Source organism: Chloroflexota bacterium, from assembly GCA_018648225.1.
GTDB lineage: Bacteria > Chloroflexota > Anaerolineae > Anaerolineales > UBA11858 > NIOZ-UU35.
The window spans coordinates 1-19,429 of the sequence record JABGRQ010000035.1 but is presented as its reverse complement, the minus strand read 5'-3'; the positions used below and the strand labels follow the sequence as shown (position 1 = coordinate 19,429).

General features: G+C 55.2%; 18 protein-coding genes and 2 tRNA genes. 2 read left to right on the top strand and 18 right to left on the bottom strand.

Annotation, left to right across the window (positions count from 1 at the left end):
• Positions 1-78: 78 nt before the first annotated feature.
• The 18 genes from HN413_01675 to HN413_01590 all read right to left on the bottom strand — a co-directional run bounded on the left by HN413_01675 (position 79) and on the right by HN413_01590 (position 18,931).
• Complete coding sequence (locus HN413_01675; protein ID MBT3389099.1) at positions 79-789, bottom strand: L-2-amino-thiazoline-4-carboxylic acid hydrolase; 711 nt, start codon at positions 787-789, stop codon at positions 79-81.
• A 113-nt stretch (positions 790-902) separates the two neighbouring features.
• Entirely contained in the window at positions 903-1,607 is a 705-nt protein-coding gene (locus tag HN413_01670; protein MBT3389098.1) for an isoprenylcysteine carboxylmethyltransferase family protein, read from the bottom strand.
• Positions 1,604-2,401: a class I SAM-dependent methyltransferase gene (locus tag HN413_01665; GenBank protein ID MBT3389097.1), complete on the bottom strand. Its 798-nt coding sequence runs from the start codon at positions 2,399-2,401 to the stop codon at positions 1,604-1,606. Before HN413_01665 ends, HN413_01670 begins: the two co-directional genes overlap by 4 nt.
• 284 nt (positions 2,402-2,685) lie before the next feature.
• Positions 2,686-3,381: an isoprenylcysteine carboxylmethyltransferase family protein gene (locus HN413_01660; GenBank protein MBT3389096.1), complete on the bottom strand. Its 696-nt coding sequence runs from the start codon at positions 3,379-3,381 to the stop codon at positions 2,686-2,688.
• Complete coding sequence (locus HN413_01655; protein ID MBT3389095.1) at positions 3,378-4,076, bottom strand: hypothetical protein; 699 nt, start codon at positions 4,074-4,076, stop codon at positions 3,378-3,380. The genes HN413_01660 and HN413_01655 overlap by 4 nt, the downstream gene beginning before the upstream one ends.
• A 28-nt stretch (positions 4,077-4,104) precedes the next feature.
• Positions 4,105-4,989, bottom strand: coding sequence for a hypothetical protein (locus HN413_01650; protein MBT3389094.1), 885 nt, complete (start codon positions 4,987-4,989; stop codon positions 4,105-4,107).
• Positions 4,989-5,237: a hypothetical protein gene (locus tag HN413_01645; GenBank protein MBT3389093.1), complete on the bottom strand. Its 249-nt coding sequence runs from the start codon at positions 5,235-5,237 to the stop codon at positions 4,989-4,991. The genes HN413_01650 and HN413_01645 overlap by 1 nt, the downstream gene beginning before the upstream one ends.
• Positions 5,238-5,330: 93 nt before the next feature.
• Positions 5,331-6,083 (bottom strand): hypothetical protein, encoded by a 753-nt coding sequence (locus HN413_01640; protein ID MBT3389092.1) that lies wholly within the window; start codon positions 6,081-6,083, stop codon positions 5,331-5,333.
• A 189-nt stretch (positions 6,084-6,272) separates the two neighbouring features.
• The gene (locus HN413_01635; GenBank protein ID MBT3389091.1) at positions 6,273-8,585 is read right to left on the bottom strand and encodes a heavy metal translocating P-type ATPase; all 2,313 of its coding nucleotides are present in this window, start codon (positions 8,583-8,585) and stop codon (positions 6,273-6,275) included.
• A gap of 100 nt (positions 8,586-8,685) precedes the next feature.
• Positions 8,686-10,197 carry a ferrous iron transporter B gene (locus HN413_01630; GenBank protein MBT3389090.1) on the bottom strand — a complete coding sequence of 504 codons (1,512 nt, stop codon included), beginning with the start codon at positions 10,195-10,197 and terminating at the stop codon, positions 8,686-8,688.
• 24 nt (positions 10,198-10,221) lie between these two features.
• Positions 10,222-11,067, bottom strand: coding sequence for an iron transporter FeoB (locus HN413_01625; protein ID MBT3389089.1), 846 nt, complete (start codon positions 11,065-11,067; stop codon positions 10,222-10,224).
• A gap of 69 nt (positions 11,068-11,136) precedes the next feature.
• On the bottom strand, positions 11,137-12,162 hold the full coding sequence (locus tag HN413_01620; protein MBT3389088.1) for a hypothetical protein: 1,026 nt from the start codon (positions 12,160-12,162) through the stop codon (positions 11,137-11,139).
• A 67-nt stretch (positions 12,163-12,229) separates the two neighbouring features.
• Positions 12,230-12,829, bottom strand: a complete 600-nt coding sequence (locus tag HN413_01615) for a sulfotransferase family protein (GenBank protein MBT3389087.1) — start codon at positions 12,827-12,829, stop codon at positions 12,230-12,232.
• Positions 12,830-12,898: 69 nt separating this feature from the next.
• Entirely contained in the window at positions 12,899-13,738 is an 840-nt protein-coding gene (locus tag HN413_01610; GenBank protein MBT3389086.1) for an ABC transporter ATP-binding protein, read from the bottom strand.
• An 88-nt stretch (positions 13,739-13,826) separates the two neighbouring features.
• Entirely contained in the window at positions 13,827-15,005 is a 1,179-nt protein-coding gene (locus HN413_01605; protein ID MBT3389085.1) for an HlyD family efflux transporter periplasmic adaptor subunit, read from the bottom strand.
• 116 nt (positions 15,006-15,121) lie between these two features.
• Positions 15,122-17,362, bottom strand: coding sequence for an ABC transporter permease (locus HN413_01600; GenBank protein ID MBT3389084.1), 2,241 nt, complete (start codon positions 17,360-17,362; stop codon positions 15,122-15,124).
• 92 nt (positions 17,363-17,454) lie between these two features.
• On the bottom strand, positions 17,455-18,258 hold the full coding sequence (locus HN413_01595; GenBank protein MBT3389083.1) for a response regulator transcription factor: 804 nt from the start codon (positions 18,256-18,258) through the stop codon (positions 17,455-17,457).
• Positions 18,251-18,931, bottom strand: a complete 681-nt coding sequence (locus HN413_01590) for a metal-dependent transcriptional regulator (GenBank protein ID MBT3389082.1) — start codon at positions 18,929-18,931, stop codon at positions 18,251-18,253. Before HN413_01590 ends, HN413_01595 begins: the two co-directional genes overlap by 8 nt.
• 185 nt (positions 18,932-19,116) lie before the next feature.
• Here HN413_01590 and HN413_01585 point away from each other — a divergent pair.
• A tRNA-Phe gene (locus tag HN413_01585) sits at positions 19,117-19,189 on the top strand.
• Between the two features lie 21 nt (positions 19,190-19,210).
• Positions 19,211-19,282: transfer RNA gene (locus HN413_01580), tRNA-Gly, on the top strand.
• Positions 19,283-19,429 lie beyond the last annotated feature (147 nt).

Below are 19,429 nucleotides of genomic sequence, written 5' to 3'. Positions count from 1 at the left end.
ACGCTAGGGCGCAAGGAAGCTAAGGCGCAAGGAAAAAACGAATAATTATCCTCTGCGCCCTTGCGTTAAAAATTTGGACTATTCAGTGGCTGCGGGCACATAATCCCAGCGGAAATTGCAGTATTCGGCGCCCATGCCAATAGTTTGCGTGCGCCCCCATTGAATGGACTCTGGCATGGCGGCCATGAGAATATCATCGAGCTTGCAGAATACCGGGGTCAACTCCGGGGCATTATAATGGTTCAAAATATCCAAATAAAAGCAATGCTGCATGTTAAACGCATAGGTGTGCTCATTTGCGATGATTTCATCAAATTGCCAACCCGGCGCGGGGAAGAATTTGTCCATCACGAAGCGCAGCAGGCGTTGGAAGACAGCAAAATTTTGCGGGGTATATTTCATTAGTTGGTTGACACGCATATTGGGTGGGGGATATTGTGTAAACCAGGCTTCAAAAAGTTGATCGATTTCAATCAGAGCGGCTTTGACATCCAGCCCGTCTTCCCGCAAAATTTCGTAGAGCGCCAGCCCCGGCAGGATATTGCCGACCACATGGGCATTAAAGGCGGTTTGCTCAAAGATTGGGCGGCGGGTTTTGAGTTCGGTGTATTGCCGCTGGACGCGCGCCGTGAAGACGGCGGCTTCGATAGGGCCGCGTTTTTCGCTCAGGATGCGCTGCCAGATTTTGGCGTTGGGCATGCGCGGCGATTGGGATGCTTTTTGAGCAATGAACATACCGCCCAGCGCGCCGATGGTCAGGCCGAACCAGAAACGATTGGATTTGTTCATGACGATCTCCTTTGCAAAAGGCATTTCACCACAATACCCTGAAGGGTACAGGCGTCACGAAGACACAAAGGTTTATAAAATTTTTCTTCGTGGTGATCTTTCTATTGCATAGCTCACCACACGCCGGGCAATAGCCGGAAGCGCGTTTGCTGGCTGAATTCTTTGTAGCCGGGCAGTTCTTCTTGCAGCGTTTTGTCTTCCAGGGCTGTACGGATGACAGTTAAAATAGCAGCCAGACCGCCGAAAATGAACGCTACCCACGAGCCAAGCATGATCGGCACGGCCAGTTCGAAGAGGGCGCTGCCCAAATATCCCGGATGGCGTACGATCTTGTAAGGGCCAGTGTTGCAGACGGTATGCCCGCGCTCATCCTGGATGCGCACGACCATCGAGAAGAAGGCATTTTCGACCATTGCCCAGGTGCCGGCGGCATAGCCCAGCGCGGCGACAATCAGCGCAACGACATGCACCCAAAGTGGCAGCGGAGCCGACCAGCCGTAGCGCATGTCGAACCCGGCCAGAATATATTTTGCCAACGTCAACAGGCCGATGATACTGAGCAGGTTCTTGTCCCAGGGCTTCATGCCCGCTATGCTGCGTTGAGCGCGCTCGGCCAGTAGTTGAGGATGACGTGGGATCAAGAGAATGGCATTGGCGCTTACCCAAACGGCATATATCGCCACCAATGCCCAACCCCAGCCCCAATCCCAGCGGCCTGCGGGCCAAAATAAAACCACGGGAACCATCAGTGTTCCCATAATTTCACGGATCAGCCAACGGGTGACGAGGCGCGAGGTTTCTGGATCATTTGTGTTCATTCTGGTTTCCTTCCGGCATATAGACCATAGCCCATATACTTGAAATACTGGCGTGGATTGGATGATAAATATTTCATCAACGAACGGGTTTCGCGGTCGCTGAGCATAACACCGATAAAACGTCCCAACAGCCGAATGTAGTTGCGCGCCGTGAGCAGGCCGCTCTGGTTGCGGTTTTCAGCGCGCATATTCATGGCGTAATCTTCGGCAACCACATCTACGAACCCGGCTTCTTTGAGCAGCGCGGCCCATTTCGCTGAGGCCTGAAACTGCTGCCCGGTGGCTTCGATGATAACGGCTTCAATCTCTGGCGATGGGTTGTTGACCCAGATAGCCTCATTCAGGCCGATATATCCCCCTGGCTTGAGTACACGCAGATACTCACGCATGGCTTTCGCTTTATCGGGTACAAACACGTTCACCGACTCGCAGATCAGGGCGTCGAATTGATTGTCTTCGCTGGGCAGGTTTTGGGCATCGCCCAGGCGGAAATCCATTTGCTGACTGAGACCCTGTTCATTTGCCCAACGCTCGGCGCTCGACACCATGCCGGGCAAGAGATCAACCCCAACCACGCGGCAGCCATAATTTGTAGCCAAATAAGCTGCCGAAATTCCCGCGCCAGAACCAACATTCAGCAGTGATTTTCCGGGTGACAAATGGCAAAATTCGGCCAGCTTTCGCGTGGCGGCCAGCCCGCCCAGATGCTTGGTATGCCCCATTTTGGCCTGCATATCAAAATACAGCGGCAAACCATAATCTGCGGCGCGTTTGGGTGTGGTTTTTTCAGACATGGTTCATTTCCTTTCGAACCCAAAAATATCCACGAAGGACATGAAAAATGTGTTGGTCAACAATATTCTAAACACATCACTCATTTAGGCTGAAACGCGAATGCCCCAAATAGCGCAAATTTCGCGAATGTTATTCAGAATAAATTCGCGTGATTAGCGCCATTCGCGCTCATTCGCGTTAAAATTTTCAAAGGTATTGGTGTACAAAATGCTCCTGATGAATACAGAAGGACACAAAAAACACCAAGAGTGTCAATAATCTTCGTGTTCGTTGTGGATTTCATTTACCAAATGCCCGGGATCAGCCGATAGCGCGTCTCGCGGGTGAATTCTTCATAACCGTGCAGTTCAGCGCGCAGGGTTTGATCTTCCAGTGCCGTGCGGATCACGCTGGCAATCAGGGCGATCAGCGTGGGGATGAAAGCCCAGAGCGAATTCAGTACCAGCGGCGTCACCAGATACCACAACAGCCCGCCCGCGTACCCCGGATGGCGCACAATTTTGTAGGGGCCAGTTTTGCAAACCGTATGCCCGCGTTCAGTCTGGATGCGCACCATCGAGGAGAAAAAGCGATTCTCCAGCATTGCCCAGGTGGAAAAAATAAAACCCAACGTGCCTACCCCCAGAGCAAGAACCTGCCCCCACAGCGGGATGGCATCTGTCCAATTGTAGCGAAAATCCATCCCGGCTAAAATCGTCGCCGCCAGCGGGCCGTAGATAGCCGCAATTGGCACCAGCTTGCGATCCCAATCTTTTACGTTTTTGGCGCTCTGGGCGCTGCCGCGCTCATAAAGTAGATCGGGGTTTTTGCGGCGCACCAGCAAGCGGCTGCCGATGGTCGCCAACGTCGAGATGCCCAAATATGCCCAGGCCATGCCCCAACGGGTTGTCCCGGCGTTGCTGAACAACACAATTGGGTACAGCAAAATATAAGCGACGAAGCTGATGATCCCCCGAATGGGTAGTTTTTTCTCGGTCATAATCGCTCTCCTAAAAACTTCTTCGCCTTTTGTGCCACAATTGCCCGGTGTGGACGAGCCATCTGGTGCGGTAGCCATTCGGCTACCAAATTGGGATAATATTTGCCCAGCGTCTTCAAGCCCCAGCCCACGCCTTTGGCGGCATCCATATCCCATTCGCCGAACACCGGCTCCAGCAAATCGAGCAGCGCAGATGCTTGCGGAAGAAGGTCTGCGGCCCCGCGGGAGCGTTTAGCCCAAAAGTGAACGCCGACGCCTACGGCGCGGCGCACCCAGCGATTGGGGTCATCCCGCCACACGGACAGGACGCGCAACGCGCCCTCGAAGTGGGTTATCAGACCCGGGCCGGGGACGCGTTCCCCGAGGATATCCGCGCCATACCACACATCCGCGGCGATGATATATGTTCTGGCGCGTTCAAACGCTCCGCCCAGATCGCGGCCCAACTGCGCCCGCAGCGCCCCGCCAATCACAACCCAACCCCCCTCGGTTTTATGCGCCGCAATCTGGGCGATAAAGATATTTGTAGGGGCTATTGTCCCCGCGCCAAAGATTTCACCGATGCGCTCCAGATAGCGAAAGGGCGTGCGCTCGGCCAGCACGGGAGCCAACCGCGCATAAGCTGCCTCGAATGGATGATCTTGAATGTCGGCGGCAAGTTCTTCGCCAAGTTGAACGGCTGTTTGCATGTTCATAAGCGTTAAAGTGCGTCGCACCTGCAAGTTAAAACATCTCGTGCAAATACGGCATTTTGGATGGGAAGACAGTTTGCATGGCGGCCTGCACTTCGGGTGAGGGGTTGCCCCAACCGCGGATGGCAAAATCGGCGGGGGAATGGGTGCCATACACGAGCGCAGAAAGCCCCTGAATGCTAAGTTCGCAATCGGCTTCGGAGGCGGGCGTCACTTCGAGCATACCGCCGCGCCCCTCAAATTCCCAGATTCCGCTGTTCCACGGGCAAAGGGGATCCTCCACACGGGCGCTGAATCTCGCCGGGTCGGATTGCATCCCCCCCAGGGCAGCCACATCCAGCACGCGCCCCATTGGTGGAATCCAGGTGCGTTCAAATTCTGTGTCCATGTCGGCAAACCAGGTTTCGGGCTGTTCGTAGGGCGGCAGCCAGAGTTCAGCGCGGTTGGCCTGGTCGATGTGGCGGGCGATCCATTGCAATAGCAGGTAACGGCCTTCGGGTTTGTGGTAGTAAAAACGGGTGGCACGCAGTTTGAACTTGGTGACTTCTTCGCCTTCCAGGTTGTAGAGCATCACGCCGACGATCTCGCCATTCAGGCAGGCTGCGGCCAGCCAGGTGCGTTCTTTGCCAGATGGCACGGGGTCGGAATGTTCGAGTACAGCCATACCGTGAATGCGCTGGCGATGTTCCAGTACATATTGACGGAAGATGTCGTAGCCTTGCGAGATGAGCATCCGTTGCACGGTGCCAGAGACTTCAATCTGCTGCAAAGGAGCCAGGTCGGCGGGGTGGAAGATGGTTTTGCGCGGCTGCGGGAAGGTGACGAACCCCAAACGCTCGTAAAATGATTCGCGGAAGGGGTAGAGCGTGGTGAGAGGGCGCTGGCTTTGGCGAATATTCTCAAGCAACTGGGTCATCAGGCGTTTGGAGTAGCCTTTGCGCCGCGCACGTTTTGGATCATGGGGGTGGAGGCTACCGTGGCGACAGGGGATTCATCTTCGAACACCGCCAAAACGGTGATATATTCGGCGCGTTTGGCGAAGCGCGCCTCCCACTCGTCTTTATCGCGGATGGGCGGCGAGGGGTTGAAGGCATAGGTCGTCGCGTCGAAGAGTACGGTGAACATTTCTTCGCCCTGCAATTTGCGGATGGTGATTTGGGGCATAGTGTTACTCTCACTCAAGTTCAAAATGGTTCATTTTTTCGGTTGCTTGTCATTCTATCAAGCCGTATTCAGATTGAACCATTTTTTTAGTCGTCAGGCCGCTGGAACTTTGAGCAGTATGCCGACCAAATAGCCGATTAGCGCGCTGACGATGCCGATCACAGCCATTTCCAGGCCGCTTTTGACGGGGTGCCCGACAGTAGTGCGCGCTTTATAAACACCCACAATGTAGAGCACAATTGCCGAAACGAGCAGCGAGAGCCACAGGCTGATACTTACCGAGAAGAAGGCGAATGGCGCCAGCGGGATCAACGAACCAATAATCGCAGCCACGCCTACGATGAAGGCTGAGCGCAATGCGTCGTTGCGAGTGGTGGGGGTGAGTTGATGCTCTTCAGCCATCATCACGCCCACCCAAACATCTTTGTCGGCGGTGATTTTATCAACGATCTGGTCGAGCAATTCGCCATCAAAACCTTTTTGGCGGTAGATTTCGCGGATTTCTTCGCGCTCTACGGCGGGAACCAGGTGTACATGGCGGTATTCACGCTCGCGTTCGCTCTCGTAGTGGGCGGTCTCGGCCAGGGCGGTGGTATAGGCGACAGCGGCCATTGAAACCGATTCAGCGAAGGTTGCGGCCAAACCGGCGACCATAACAATTTGCGCGTCGTAGGTGGCCGCGGCCACACCGAGTACAATGCCAAGCACATTCACCAGGCCATCTTGCCCGCCCAAGATTACATTGGCTAGCGTGGAGCTGGGTTTGTGCGGGTCACGATGCACATGGTAGTGCAGTTGGTCGTGATCGTGGTCTTCAAGGTGGTGTTGTGAGATTTCTATAGTCATAGTTTTTTGTCCACGAAGTGTACGAAGGGCACGAAGAAAGAATTAGTAGCAGGATTTACGCACTTTCGCAAAAGAAAGCCTGAAAATAGGGGTGTGTGGGGTGCGAAGCACCCCACACACCCCTATTTTCGGTATATTTTTCATCGTTTTGCGTAAGTCCAAAGTAGTTCACGTGTCTCTTCCTGGATTTTATTTTCGCAGCAAGCGCATCCCGTTGAGGGTGACCAGCAGCGAGGCGCCCATGTCGGCGAAGACCGCCATCCACAGAGTTGCCGCGCCAAAGAAGGCCAGCACCAGAAAAACGACTTTGATCGCCAACGCGAAGCCAATATTGATGCGAATTGTGCGCGCAGCCTTGCGTCCAACGCGAATTGCGGCGGGTAATTGTGCCAGATCATCGGCCATCAGGGCGACATCCGCGGTTTCGAGGGCTTGCGCGGTACCAGCCCCACCCATGGCGATGCCGAGACTGGCCGCAGCCAGGGCGGGCGCGTCGTTGACACCATCGCCGATCATGGCGACGTGCTCATATTCGGCCTGCAAATTACGCACGGCTTCAAGCTTGTCTTCGGGCAGCAAACCGGCGCGGATGTCATCCACGCCCAGGGCTTGACCGATTGTTTGCGCCACGGCAAGATTATCACCGGTGAGCATGACTGTGCGTTGCAGGCCAGCCGCTTTCAGGGCAGTAATTGTCTCATGGCTATTCCCCCGCGGCGGATCGCTAACGGCCAAAAAGCCGAGTAAATGCCCGTTGGCGCTGACCAGCATCACAGTTTGCCCGGATGATTCGGCCTGATCGATACGATCGCAGAATTGGGGATTGGGAGTTTCCGGTTGGCAGTCTTCCTGATCGTTGTCGTGGAATAGGCCGTGGCTGCCGATGGTGATTTGTGACCCGTTAACTGTGCCGCGGATGCCGCGTCCGGGCAAGGATTCGACATTTTGGGCGTCGAGTTCGGGGGCGCCGCGGTTTTGGGCGGCCAGCACAACGGCGCGTGCCAGCGGGTGGGTGCTGCGACGCTCGACGGCGGCAGCCAAAGTGAGCATTTCATTACAGTGGGGGCATTCAGCTGAGTCATCGTCATTGCAGCACTCATCGGCGCAGACAATTTCGGTGAGTGCAGGGCGGCCATGTGTCAGGGTTCCGGTTTTGTCGAAGGCCATCACGCGGATATTTCCTAACGCTTCGAGATACGCCCCGCCTTTTACCAGTACACCGCGCCGCGCCAGCGTAGCGATACCGCTGACTACGGTGACAGGTGTGGCGATGACCAGGGCGCAGGGGCAGGCGATTACCAGCATAGCGAGCGCGCGGTAGAGCCAGCCGTGCGCTTCGGGGGTGTCGAGGAAGGGCTGTCCAAAGAAAATTGGCGGAACAGCGGCGATCAGCAGCGCGCCGACCACCACGGCAGGCGTATAGATGCGCGCGAAGCGGTCTACAAAGCGTTGAGCGGGGGTTTTCTGGGCCTGGGCCTCCTCGACGAGATGGATTAGCCGTGAGAGAGTGTTATCTTCTGCAAGGTGGGTGATTTCAATTTCCAGCGCGCCGCTGCCATTGATTGTCCCGGCGAAGACTTCGCTGCCGATGGATTTTTCCACGGGCAGGCTTTCGCCGGTAATGGGGGCCTGGTTGACGGCGGAGGCTCCGGAGAGAATCAGGCCATCCATCGGGATGCGTTCACCGGGTTTGACCAGGATGATGTCGCCGATCTTCAGCCCTTCGACAGGGATCACCTGTTCGTGCGTACCGCACCACGGGCAAGGGCCGCCATCATATACTGTGTCATTGCGAGCGAAGCGAAGCAATCCTGTGGAGTTTTGGGAGATGGCTTCGGCGGATAATCGCTGCCCAAGATGCTCTTCGCAGTCGATGCAGCTTGTTAGCAAGGTGGCTTCAGCGGGGGCCAGCAGCATCAGGCCGCGGATGCTATCGCGGGCGCGCTCCATGGTGAAACCCTCGAGAGCCTCCCCAAGGCTGAAGAGTACAATCACAGTGGCGGCTTCGCCGTATTCGCCAATCACAAACGCGCCTACGGCGGCGATGGTCATCAGCACATTCATATCGAGGCCTTGCCCGCTGCGCAGGGCGGCCCAGCCGGAACGCGCCGGAAAATACAAACCGAGTAACCCGCCCAGGGTAAACAGACCCACTTCGAGCGAGTCCGAAAGCCCCAGCCCCGAGGCCAGAAACGCCAAACCAATGCAGAACATCCCCAATAAAGTCAGAGCGTTGCGCGGGCGGCGGACCAAATCCCACACCAGCGGCCAGCCGGAAAGAATCACCGGGCGCGCGCCGACTTCGGTCATGCCATAGCCCAGCTTGCGAATTTGGCCGCGGATTTGTTCTTCGTCCAGGTTGCCAGAAACCTGCATTTTGGCAATGGCAAAATTAACCTGACAGAATTCCACGCCATCCAGGCCCGCAACGCCTTTTTCGAGCGTCAGGGCGCAGTCGGCGCAATCCATGCCGGTGATGTTGAGTTCGAGGGTATTTGTCATAGTTACTTCCCTCACCCCGGCCCTCTCCCAGGGGGAGAGGGAGCAGGAGTGGGTGGAAATAGTCCCCTCTCCCACCGGGAGAGGGTTAGAGTGAGGGGTATTATTGAAATCCAGCGATAAGCCGCCAGACCTGAGCAACGAAAAACGTCACGGCGAAGCCCATGAAAACGGGCAGCAGGGTTGAGATCAGCGTCCATTTCAGGCTGCGGGTTTCTTTGTAGATCGTGTAGATGGTCGTGCTGCACGGGTTGTGGAGCAGACTGAAAAGCATCAGGTTGACGGCTGTGAGCAGTGTCCAGCCGCCAGCCTGGAAGAGCGCAGTCATTTCGGCATTGGACTGAAGTTCGAACATCACGCCCGCGCCCGCGCCTACTCCGGATGCGCCGGTGACCAAAACAGTGAGCATCAGCACAGTGGGGATGACGATTTCATTGGCAGGGATGGCGACGATATACGCGACAAGAATCACGCCGTTGAGACCGAGTAAAAGCCCCGCGGGATTGAGGAAATTAATCAGATACTCGGCGACGCTGACTCCCCCAAAGGTGATATTGGCCGAAAGCCAGATGATTGCCCCCGCGGGGAGGGCGAAGACGATGGCGCGCCACAGAACGATGAGCGTGCGGTCTATCACCGAGGTGTAGATGGTTTGCCAGATGCGCGGCGGGCGATAGGGTGGCAGTTCCAGGCTAAAAGTGGAAACTTCGCCGCGCAACACCGTGCGCGAAAGCCCCCACGAAACGAGAAAACTGAACAGAACGCCCAGCACAGCAATTGCCACCACCGACATGGCCGAGAGCAATCCTGCCAGTTGCGCCGGAACCAGACCGCCGATGAAGAGTGTGGCGATGAGAATTTGCGTCGGCCAGCGCCCGTTGCACAGCGCGAAATTGTTGGTGATGATGGCGATCAGACGCTCGCGCGGGCTGTCGATGACGCGCGTGGCAACCACTCCGGCGGCGTTACAGCCAAAGCCCATGGTCATGCTGAGGGCCTGCTTGCCGTGCGCGCCCACTTTTTGGAACATATTATCCAGGTTAAAGGCCACACGCGGCAGGTAGCCATAATCTTCGAGCAAGGTGAATAACGGGAAAAAGATCGCCATCGGGGGCAGCATCACGCTGATGACCCAGGCCGTCGCCAGATACATACCATCAAAGAGCAGGCCGTTGATCCACCAGGGCAGACCAATGGTGACGCCAAAACCTTTTAAGATCGGCTGGAGCGTATCCAGCAGCAGCCAACTGAGCCAGCGGGAGGGAACATTGGCCCCGGCGATGGTCAACCAAAAAACCAGGGTCAGCAGCGCCAGCATCAGCGGGAAGCCAACGGTGCGGCTGGTGACCAGGCGGTCAATGGTGCGGTCAAGATCGAAACGCGGTTTTTCCTCGGGGCGGGAGACAGCCCGGTCGGCGATGCGCGCCGCCTCGGTATACATCGATTCCATTAAATGTTCGTGAAAATCGCTGCCCACTTCCCAGCGTAAGGCCTGGGCGGTTTGCAGAATATCTTCGGGGGTTGTGTTGTGTAGGGTCATAATTATATGTGCGAGTTTTGGGTTTCGTGTTGCAGGTTGAATGTTGAAAGTAAGCGAAATTAATGGCACAAACATGCAACCTTCAACATTAAACCGTTTTCACTGATTTCCAATAACCTGCATTTGCGCCGCTCGCTGGGCCAAATCGCCGTGGCTCAGATCGCCGAGTTCGCCTTTTTGTAGGGCTTCGGCAATTTTCTCATCGCCATCCAGCAGGCGCAAGGCTACCCAGCGGGCGTTAGGCAGGTCGGGATATGTCGCTTCGATCTGTGTGACAAGCTGCTCGACGGCATTTTTCAGCGCCGGGGATTCGTAGCGCACACGGTAGGGTTTGCCCACCGTCGCGCCAGAGGCCACTTCGTGGATGGCCTGCAGGAGCAGATCCATCCCCTGGCCGTGGCGGGCTGCTGTGGGCACAACGGGCACCCCCAGGTCGCGCGCCAGCCGCCGGTCGTCCACGGTTAGTTTATGGCGGCGGACTTCATCCATCAAATTCAGGCAGACCACCACACGGTTGGTAATTTCCATCACTTGCAGCACCAGGTTCAGGTTGCGCTCGAGACGGGTAGCATCCACCACCACCACCGAAACATCCGGCTGGCCAAAGAGAATAAAATCACGCGCAATTTCTTCATCCAGGCTGGTCGCCAAGAGCGAATAGGTGCCAGGAAGATCGACAATTTTGTATCGGCTATTGCCATACTCAAAGCCCCCTTCGGCGCGCGTAACCGTTTTTCCCGGCCAGTTACCGGTGTGCTGGCGCAGCCCGGTGAGGGCGTTGAAAACCGTGCTTTTGCCGGTATTTGGGTTACCTGCCAGCGCGACCACGAAATCAGCATCCCCCATATCTACGCCTAATTTCAATAAATGTGCCGCGTTATGCACCGGGCAAGTTTCGCAAGGCGCGGCGGTGGGGGTTGGTTTGGTAAGTGTTTGTTCAGTCATATTTGCTATTCCAGTAAAAAAGACGGGGATTTTCTGTCGTTGGTCTTCCATCCTCCATCATCATCATCATCATTCATTCTCGCGCAAGATTCGAATTTGATCGGCCTGTGCCGACCGCAATGCAATCAGCGCGCCGCGCACGTTATATGCTGCCGGGTTACCGCTGGGGCTGTTCATCGTGTTTTGGATCAGCGTTCCGGGCAAGATGCCTAAATCCATCAAGCGGCGACGTTCCGCTCCCCGGAGGCGGGGTGTGAGTCCGATGACACGGCCTTGCTCACCGGGGGCGAGGCTGGTGAGGCGTTCGCCAAGCTGATCCTGCTCCCGCGGTTCTTCGGGCAGCAGTTCCAGGCCCACATTGGCCGCAATCAACGGGGCCAGCGTATGCTCGTCGCCACCGCTCCAAAAACGGATGCGCTGCGATGAAGATTCTGTCACGCGCACTGTCATGCCTACATGCAGACCTTCGGCCACTAATTGCGCATACACAGCTTCGGGTTCGTCTTCGATATGGACGATGCGGGCGGGCTTGTTTGCCTCGATAGATGACAGGGGAATGCGCGCACGGTAGACAATTTCACCGCGCGCCGTCGGGATAGGGTCGCCGTGCGGATCGTGGGTAGGGTTGCCCAACTGTGCAGCCAGGCGACTGATTTCAGCCGGGCTGAGTTCGTGTTCGTATAAATCAGCCTGTCCGTGCCATTCGGCTTCACCAAAACCGGTGGCATCGGCCAGATAGCGTTCCCACAAACGATGCGCGCGAATAATTTGCAATGCATAAGCGCGCCCTGAGCCTGTCAGATGAAAATTGGTGCCGTCAACAGCCACTAGTTGCCGCGCTTCCAGTTTTTCGAGCACACTGGCAATTTCATCCAGGCTGAGATTCAGCGATCCTGCCAGGCTTTTTACTGTCGGGCGGCGATCATGAATTTCGCATTGGTGGATATGTTTGAGCGCGTCTTCCTCGAAGACACGTTCGGTCATTCTGCGGGAGCGCTGCCAGCGCCAAAACAGGCCGCGTTCGGGGCGAAAAAACCACACCGCGAGCAGCGTGATGGCAAAAGCTACGAGTAAAGAAATCAGTGGGTTGGGCATAATGAGTTGGGTAGCAGGGATTGGGTAACCAGGGATTAGGATTTATCCTAATTGCCTGATGCCTGCTTTATTTCCTTTGCCGATAAAGATTTGGGTCTACCACGGCGAGCATTGCCTCGGTATCGAGGTTGCCGCCCAAAAATTTGTTAATAGCTTCAACCTGCGGGTGCGGGTCAACGAGCATAGCGTTGTAGTCCACATCGATATAGTTCAGACCGGGGTGTTTTCTCATCCAATCTTCAACCTGGCTGACGTGTTTCTCGAAGAGGACCGCCATCGTGCCGTCATCGACTTTGTTTTCTTCGCCGCGGCGTTCGAGCATTTTGCTCTGGGAGGCCAGCACCTCCCCAATATTGCGGCGCATAAAAAGTACGCGGTAGTCATACTTCGGGGGTAGTTCCACCAATAAAGCGCCGATCAACTTCACGGCTTTGCCCTGCGCATCCGGCAGCCAGGCTGTATCCCCATCTTTGAGTTTCTTGGCGCGCTCAAACTCGTAGTATCCCTTGGGGTTGTCCACATCTGCCTCACGGATTTGATCTGTCAGGGGGGGAACACCGCCAGCTTCGAGCATTTTCATTGTCATCGAGGTGCCAGAACGCGGCAGGCCAGAAACGATGATGATGGGGTCGGATTTGCGAAAGATTTTATTTAGGAATTGTTTCATATGGATTCCAATGACGAGAGACCGAAGATGGGAATTTCTGTCCGTCTTCGGTCTCTCGTCCACGATTTTTTATTGTGCTTGTACCAATATCTCGCGCACAGCGGAAACGCTCTTTTTCGATAACGCCATTCCTGCCAGTGCGCCATCGTTATCGCCTTCCACGATGCGCCGCCCCAGGCCGGAATGCCGCCACATTTTCAGGTCTTCTTCGATAGGTGATCCGATGAGGTCTTCACGGAAAATTTTGCCATCTTCAAGCACGATGACACGGTTGGTCTGGCGTGCTACGGCCGGATCGTGGGTAACGACGATAAAGGTTGTTCCCTGCGCAGCGTTGATTTCGTGCAGTAATTTCATCAGGGCGCGCCCGGCTTCGGTATCCAGGCTGCCGGTGGGCTCATCCGCCAGGATCAGTGAGGGCTTATTCGCCAGCGCGCGCGCGACTGCCACGCGCTGCCGTTGCCCGCCTGAAAGCTGATTGGGCAAATGCCGCATCCGGTCATCCAACCCGACGATTTCCAGCAGTTCTTTGGAGCGTTTGCGACGGGCGATGAGATTTACCTGCCCCATCATGGGGACTTCGACGTTTTCGCGCGCGCTCAGGGTGGGGATGAGGTTGTGAAGTTGAAATACAAACCCCACGGTTTCGGCGCGAAACGTATCTTTGTTGCGAATTTTTGCCAAATCTTGCCCGTTGATAAATACTTGCCCGCTGGAGGGTTTATCCAGCGCGCCGATCATATTGAGCAGAGTGCTTTTGCCGCTGCCGCTCGGTCCCATTACGGCGATGAACTCGCCGCTTTGAATTTTCAGGGTAATCCCATCCAGGGCACGGATTTCTTCACCATCGCCGTAAACGCGCGTCAGTTCGCGGATTTCGATGAGAGGGTGGGGGTTTGTATTTGACATAATTTTCTCCATAGGATTCAACGAATCAGCAAGCCAATCGGGAGTTCAGATACTTTTCGTTGACTCGCTGACTTGCCGAATCGTTCGCTCACTCACCAATCTCGATGTCTACAAAGGCGGTCATGCCCCAACGCAGCCCGGCGGGCACTTCATCTAATTCGATGAGTACGGGGTAATTTACGCCAGAGCCTTCAGAATCTTTGGGAGCGATGCGCACTACTGTACCGTTAACAAGAGCTTCGGGTAGGGCATCGAAAGTGACAAGCGCGGTATCACCAATTTTGATTTGGGCGACATCAATTTCATTTAGATCGGTAGTTTCGACTTGCATGTGGTTCAGATCGGCCAGCAAGATCACAGGCTGCCCGGGGGAAACCCATTCGCCGGTGTGAATATTCAGGTTGCCGATGGTGCCATCAAAAGGCGCGCTCAGCACTAAATCATCCAGGGCGGCTTCGGCGGCGGCCAATTGTGCTTCAGCGTTGGCCAATCGGGCTTCGGCTACGGCAATATCATCGGGATCAGGCCCTTTTTGCAAGATTTCAAATTCGCGCTGGGAAACAATCAGTTGCGCCTGCGCCAGTACCAGATCAGATTCGGCTTCGGCAATATCAAGGTCGTCACCCGTTCCAGTGAGGGCGTTATAAAGGCGCACGGTAGCATCGTAATCTTTTTGAGCCTGTGCCATGCGGCTGAGATAGTTGGCGCGCGTGAGGTCATCTTCGGCTTTTCCTTCGTAAGGTTCGTAATCTTCCTGGGCTTTGTCCAACTTGTCTTTTGCCAAAATCATGTTGGCATAAGCCTGATCAATATCGGCCTGTACGGCAATACGGTGCAGGTTATTAATGCGGCGCTCAGCATCTTCGATGGCTAACTCCGCGTCGGCAATACTCTGCTGAGCTTTGGCCAGCGCCAGTTCAGGGTCATCGAAAAGCGCGTCGAGTGCCTGTTGTGCAGAAACTACTTCAAAGCGGGTAGCCGCGATGGCGGCCTCCAGAGTTTCCCTGCCTTCGAGCCGGACGAGTACCTGCCCGGCGATGACACTATCATCTTCGCCCGCCAACACCTCGGCGACAACACCGCCAGTTTTCATACTCAGTGTGGCTTCCTCGGCAGGCAATAGCTTACCTGTGGCACTCACCACCGGGGTGAAATTCTGTACCACCGGCTCCGGGGTAGCGGTTTCAACAGTCTGAGTAGGCAACTCACAAGCGCTGAGAGTTAATAATCCAACAACGATCAGTACAAACAAACTTCTTTTCTTCATAGTGTTCTCCTTGATTTTTAGATACTGCTCGGGCTTGCGCCTCCGCAAAAAAGTTTTCGCAAAAAGATATGTGTATAGAGGGCGTAGCCTTCATACACATATCTTTTTGCGACTTTTTATTCATACATCAATGCTTCGACAGGCTGCAAGCGGGTGGCTCGCAGGGCGGGATAAATGCCGCCGACCAGACCCAACGATAAGGCCACGATGATGGCCCGTGTGAAAATATCAATTTCCCAGACGGGGGTGAGGGCGCTGCCCAGCATGGGGATATTACCGAGTGCGTAGCCCAGGCCAAGCGCAACCCCGATGCCAACGATTCCGCCAAAAATACCTAGTAGAAGCGATTCTTGCATAATCATGCCGAGAATTCGGCGGCGACGCCAACCCAGGGCACGTAAAACGCCGATCTCGCGGGTGCGTTCCAGTACGGCCATGAGCATAGTATTCATCACGCCAACCCCGCCGACGAAAATTGCCAAAAAGGAAATCGCGCCCATCATCGCATCCATGCTTTGCATATCGGGCATCTGATCGGCGAACTCGCCAGTGAGGGCGGCATGGATTTCGGGATAGAGCGTATTGATCTCTTCAACCACTGCCGCGGCCTGAGTTGTGTCGTTCAATTTAACCATGTACAGGCTTACTTTGCGCGGTTTTCCGGCGAAGGTTTGCGCGTCTCGCAGGGAAATGACGCCCCCCATTTCTTGCCAGCCGCTGCCGCTCTCAAAAATACCCACGATCTTGAAACGAGTATTGCCAATCTCGATCGTGTCGCCGACTTCTTTGTGCATGGCATCGGCGATCATACGACCGAGCATCATTTGATGGTTTCCGCTCAAGTATTCGCCCTCGGTGACGTTGAAACGCTGAATGCTGTAACTATGAGGGGCGTAGCCTTGCAAGATGAAAAACATGCCCGCATCGGGTAGCGCGGTGGCCGTAAAAATTAGCCCGCTGGCGCTTTGTACTTCGGGCAGCAGGGTAATCTTATCGCCAACGCGCTCGTCGATGGTGCTGTAACCGGTATCGGCAATCCCGGCCTGACGGATCATAATCTCGGCATCGCCGCCCATTGTACCAATCATATCCATCGCGCCGCGTACAATTGCTTCAAGTGCCATGATGCCGCCTACGGTGATGCCAATCGCGCTCAGCGCTAGCAGGGTGCGGGAGGTGCGCTGCCACAGGCTTTGAACAGCCATTCCACCGATGGGTAGGCGGCGAATTTTTCCGGCGCTGCCGCCCTCGTAACGTAAAGCTTCTACGGGAGGCAGGCGCGAGGCGCGCCAGGCCGGGTATGCACCACCAACAAAACCGAGCACCAGGACGGTGATCAGGGCTTGCTGGAGTACCGCCGGAGTAACATTTTGAGCCGTTGCGCCGAAGAAACTGGTGAAATCGGACGATGCAATCAGCATCAACCAGCCCAGTCCGATACCCAGCAAGCCGCCCAAAATGCCCACCAAAAGCGATTCGCCCAAGATCATACGCATAATGCGCCATTTTTTCCAGCCCACCGAGCGCAGCACACCGATCTCGCGGGTGCGTTCCATCACGGCCATCAATTGGGCATTCATCATGCCTACACCGCCGATAACGATTGCCAACCCGGCAATCGCCCAGACATAGCCCCCCATGGCATCGCCCATAATTTGCTGGTCGGCGTAGGCTTCGGTGCTGCTGAGTAAATAATTGGGCCACAGGCGCAGAGCGCGCTGTTCAACGCGTTCGCTGAATTCAGGGTCTTTGAGTTGAATATAAAAAACACTCACCTGCCGCTGCCGCCCCAATAGTTCTTGGGCATCTGCGAGACGCAGGATTGCACCGCTGTCTTCCATAGTTTGGCCGGTTTCGTAAATGCCCACAATGCGAAAGACGCTGTCGGTCAGGCGCAGGGAATCGCCAGGATGCTTGCCGAGAATCTCGGCGGCTGATGCGCCAAGCAGCATGGGGTTGCCGCGGCTGTATTGTGCTTCGCGGCTATCCAGGGTTACCCCTTCGATGATTTTGAAGCGACTGAGCAGGAAACTATCTTCCGGGTAGCCAAAAGCGAAGAAATAAGGCACGCCATCGGTTTGTACCAGCCCTTGCAGCATACCGCTGACGGCAGCAACTTCCGAGAGATCTTCGAGTTCGATGCCGATGTTTTCATCGACCGCGCTCATGCTGACATCCATTGTGTCGGGTTGGCTGAGTACGAGATCAGCTTTGCCGCCAGTGAGAAATGAATCGTAGCCCGCCTGAAAACCATCTGCCAGCGCGCCCATAGCAATAATCGCGGCTACACCAATGGCAATGCTGAGAACGGTTAGAAAAGTACGACCTTTTCGGCGAAGTAAGTTTTTGAGGAGCATAGGCTTTTCCTGATTTTAGGGTTGACAATGGCCCTATTATGCTGCGCTTGTGCGTTGGGCCTCCCCACAAAATATGGGGATTTTAGTCTTGCCTAAATTTTCTTGATCTCCGGGATGGTTAGCAAATGAAAGGCCAGTGTAGACATCCAGGGAGCTTTACGCAGTTTGGTATTATCATCGCCCGCTTTGCCGCGTTGGGTAATCTCGCGGCAGTGAGCCAATACAATTTCGTTGCTGAAATAATCTTCCAGGGCGGTTTCGCCGGTCAGGATTTCGCGCAACCCCAGCTTCATGTAAATAGTGCTGGTAATTTCAGAGACCCAACCCGCGCTGAGTACCAATTCGTCGGCCATATCGCGAATCGCCAGATTGAAGATCATTGCCAGGCGGATGATCTCGCGCTCGCGCGGGGTGAAAGCCGACCATTGGCGGCGGCCATCGAGAATATAACTCTCTGTGGGCAGGTCGGCCTGGGCGTGAAGATTCTGCACGCCCGGAGTGATGACACAATGCCCGGCAGCGATTTGGGCAACCGCCGAACCCAACGCGTAAAAGAGTTCATTTTTGAGTACATAGCCGCCGCGCTGACGCTCAACGATATAATCGTAAGGCCGCGGCGCAGCCTGGGTGCCGGTGAAAAGAATTGCCGGAGGGTCAGGTAAATCTTCGGTCAGGGCTGCCAGCTCAAAAGGTAGATTGGGTGCACCGGGCATCTCTGTGTCCAGGACGACTACATTCACGCGCCCTTCCGTTTGGGCCATAAAATCGAGCAATTCGGCGCGGTTTGCCACTTCCCCAACCACACGTGTGCGCCAGTCGCGCGTGAGCAGCAACGACATCAGGTCGCGGGCATAGGGGTCATCTTCAATCAGTGCTACGCGGATATCTTTAGCCATTTTCTTGCTCTACAAAGATTTGACGGGTGATGCGCGGGCCGAGTACAGCAACTTTGGCTTGTCCGTCAACCTGAATGGTGATATTGCCATCGAAGAGGGTGTACCCGGTGACAACGAAGTGGGCCTGTGGCACGATGCCTTGCTCGCTGAGATGGCGCAGCAGGTCTGGGTCGTTGTCGCGCACACGCTGAATAGTGCCGCACTGATCAGGGCGCATTTCGCGCAAACTCAGTTTGGCATGAGAAGGCATCTGAAGATTCTTGTCGGGAATTGGGTCTCCATGGGGATCGTGCGTCGGATCGCCGAGCACTTCAGCGATGCGGGCTTCAAATTCTTCAGAAATCACATGCTCCAGACGATCCGCCTCGGCATCGACTTCATCCCAGGAGTAGCCCAAAGTTTCATAGAGGAATAATTCCAGCAGCCGGTGATGGCGGATAATCTCCAGGGCGACGCGTTCGCCCTCGGGGGTGAGAATTACGCCGCGGTGTTTGATATACTCGACAAGCGGTGGGCGAGTAGTGGAGAGCCGTTTGATCATGCCAGTGACAGATGCCGGGGCGATTTTCAGAACTTCAGCAATTTGTGTGGTGCTGGCGCGCCCGTGGGTCAGGCTTAAGTCGTAGATGGTTTTGAGGTAATCTTCAACCGCGTGGGTGAGTTCATCTCGCATAATGCTAAATCCTTATTTAGGCTGACCTAAATTTTTACAGATTGTAGTCTACCTGTTTCCCCGTGTCAAGGTGTGAGGGTTTCCCTATGCGATTGCCCAGTTGCACTGCCGCGGTTTTCTTGACAATCCCCTGCGATGCGTGTAAAATCTGGCCTGCGTTTGGGAAAACGCATTTTGATATTGATGCCGAGATAGCTCAGTTGGTAGAGCACGCGACTGAAAATTGCGGTGTCGACAGTTCGATCCTGTCTCTCGGCACTCAGTCAAAATATGCTTCATGCGGGCGTAGTTAAGTGGTATAACGTCTCCTTGCCAAGGAGAAGGCCACGGGTTCGAATCCCGTCGCCCGCTCACGAAATTGCTGATTAACGGCTGAAGATTGTGGATTGGAGATACTCATCAGCAATCTTACCTGCAATCAGCATTTTATTTTGGCGACGTCGCCAAGTGGTAAGGCAGAGGTCTGCAAAACCTTTATCATGGGTTCGAATCCCATCG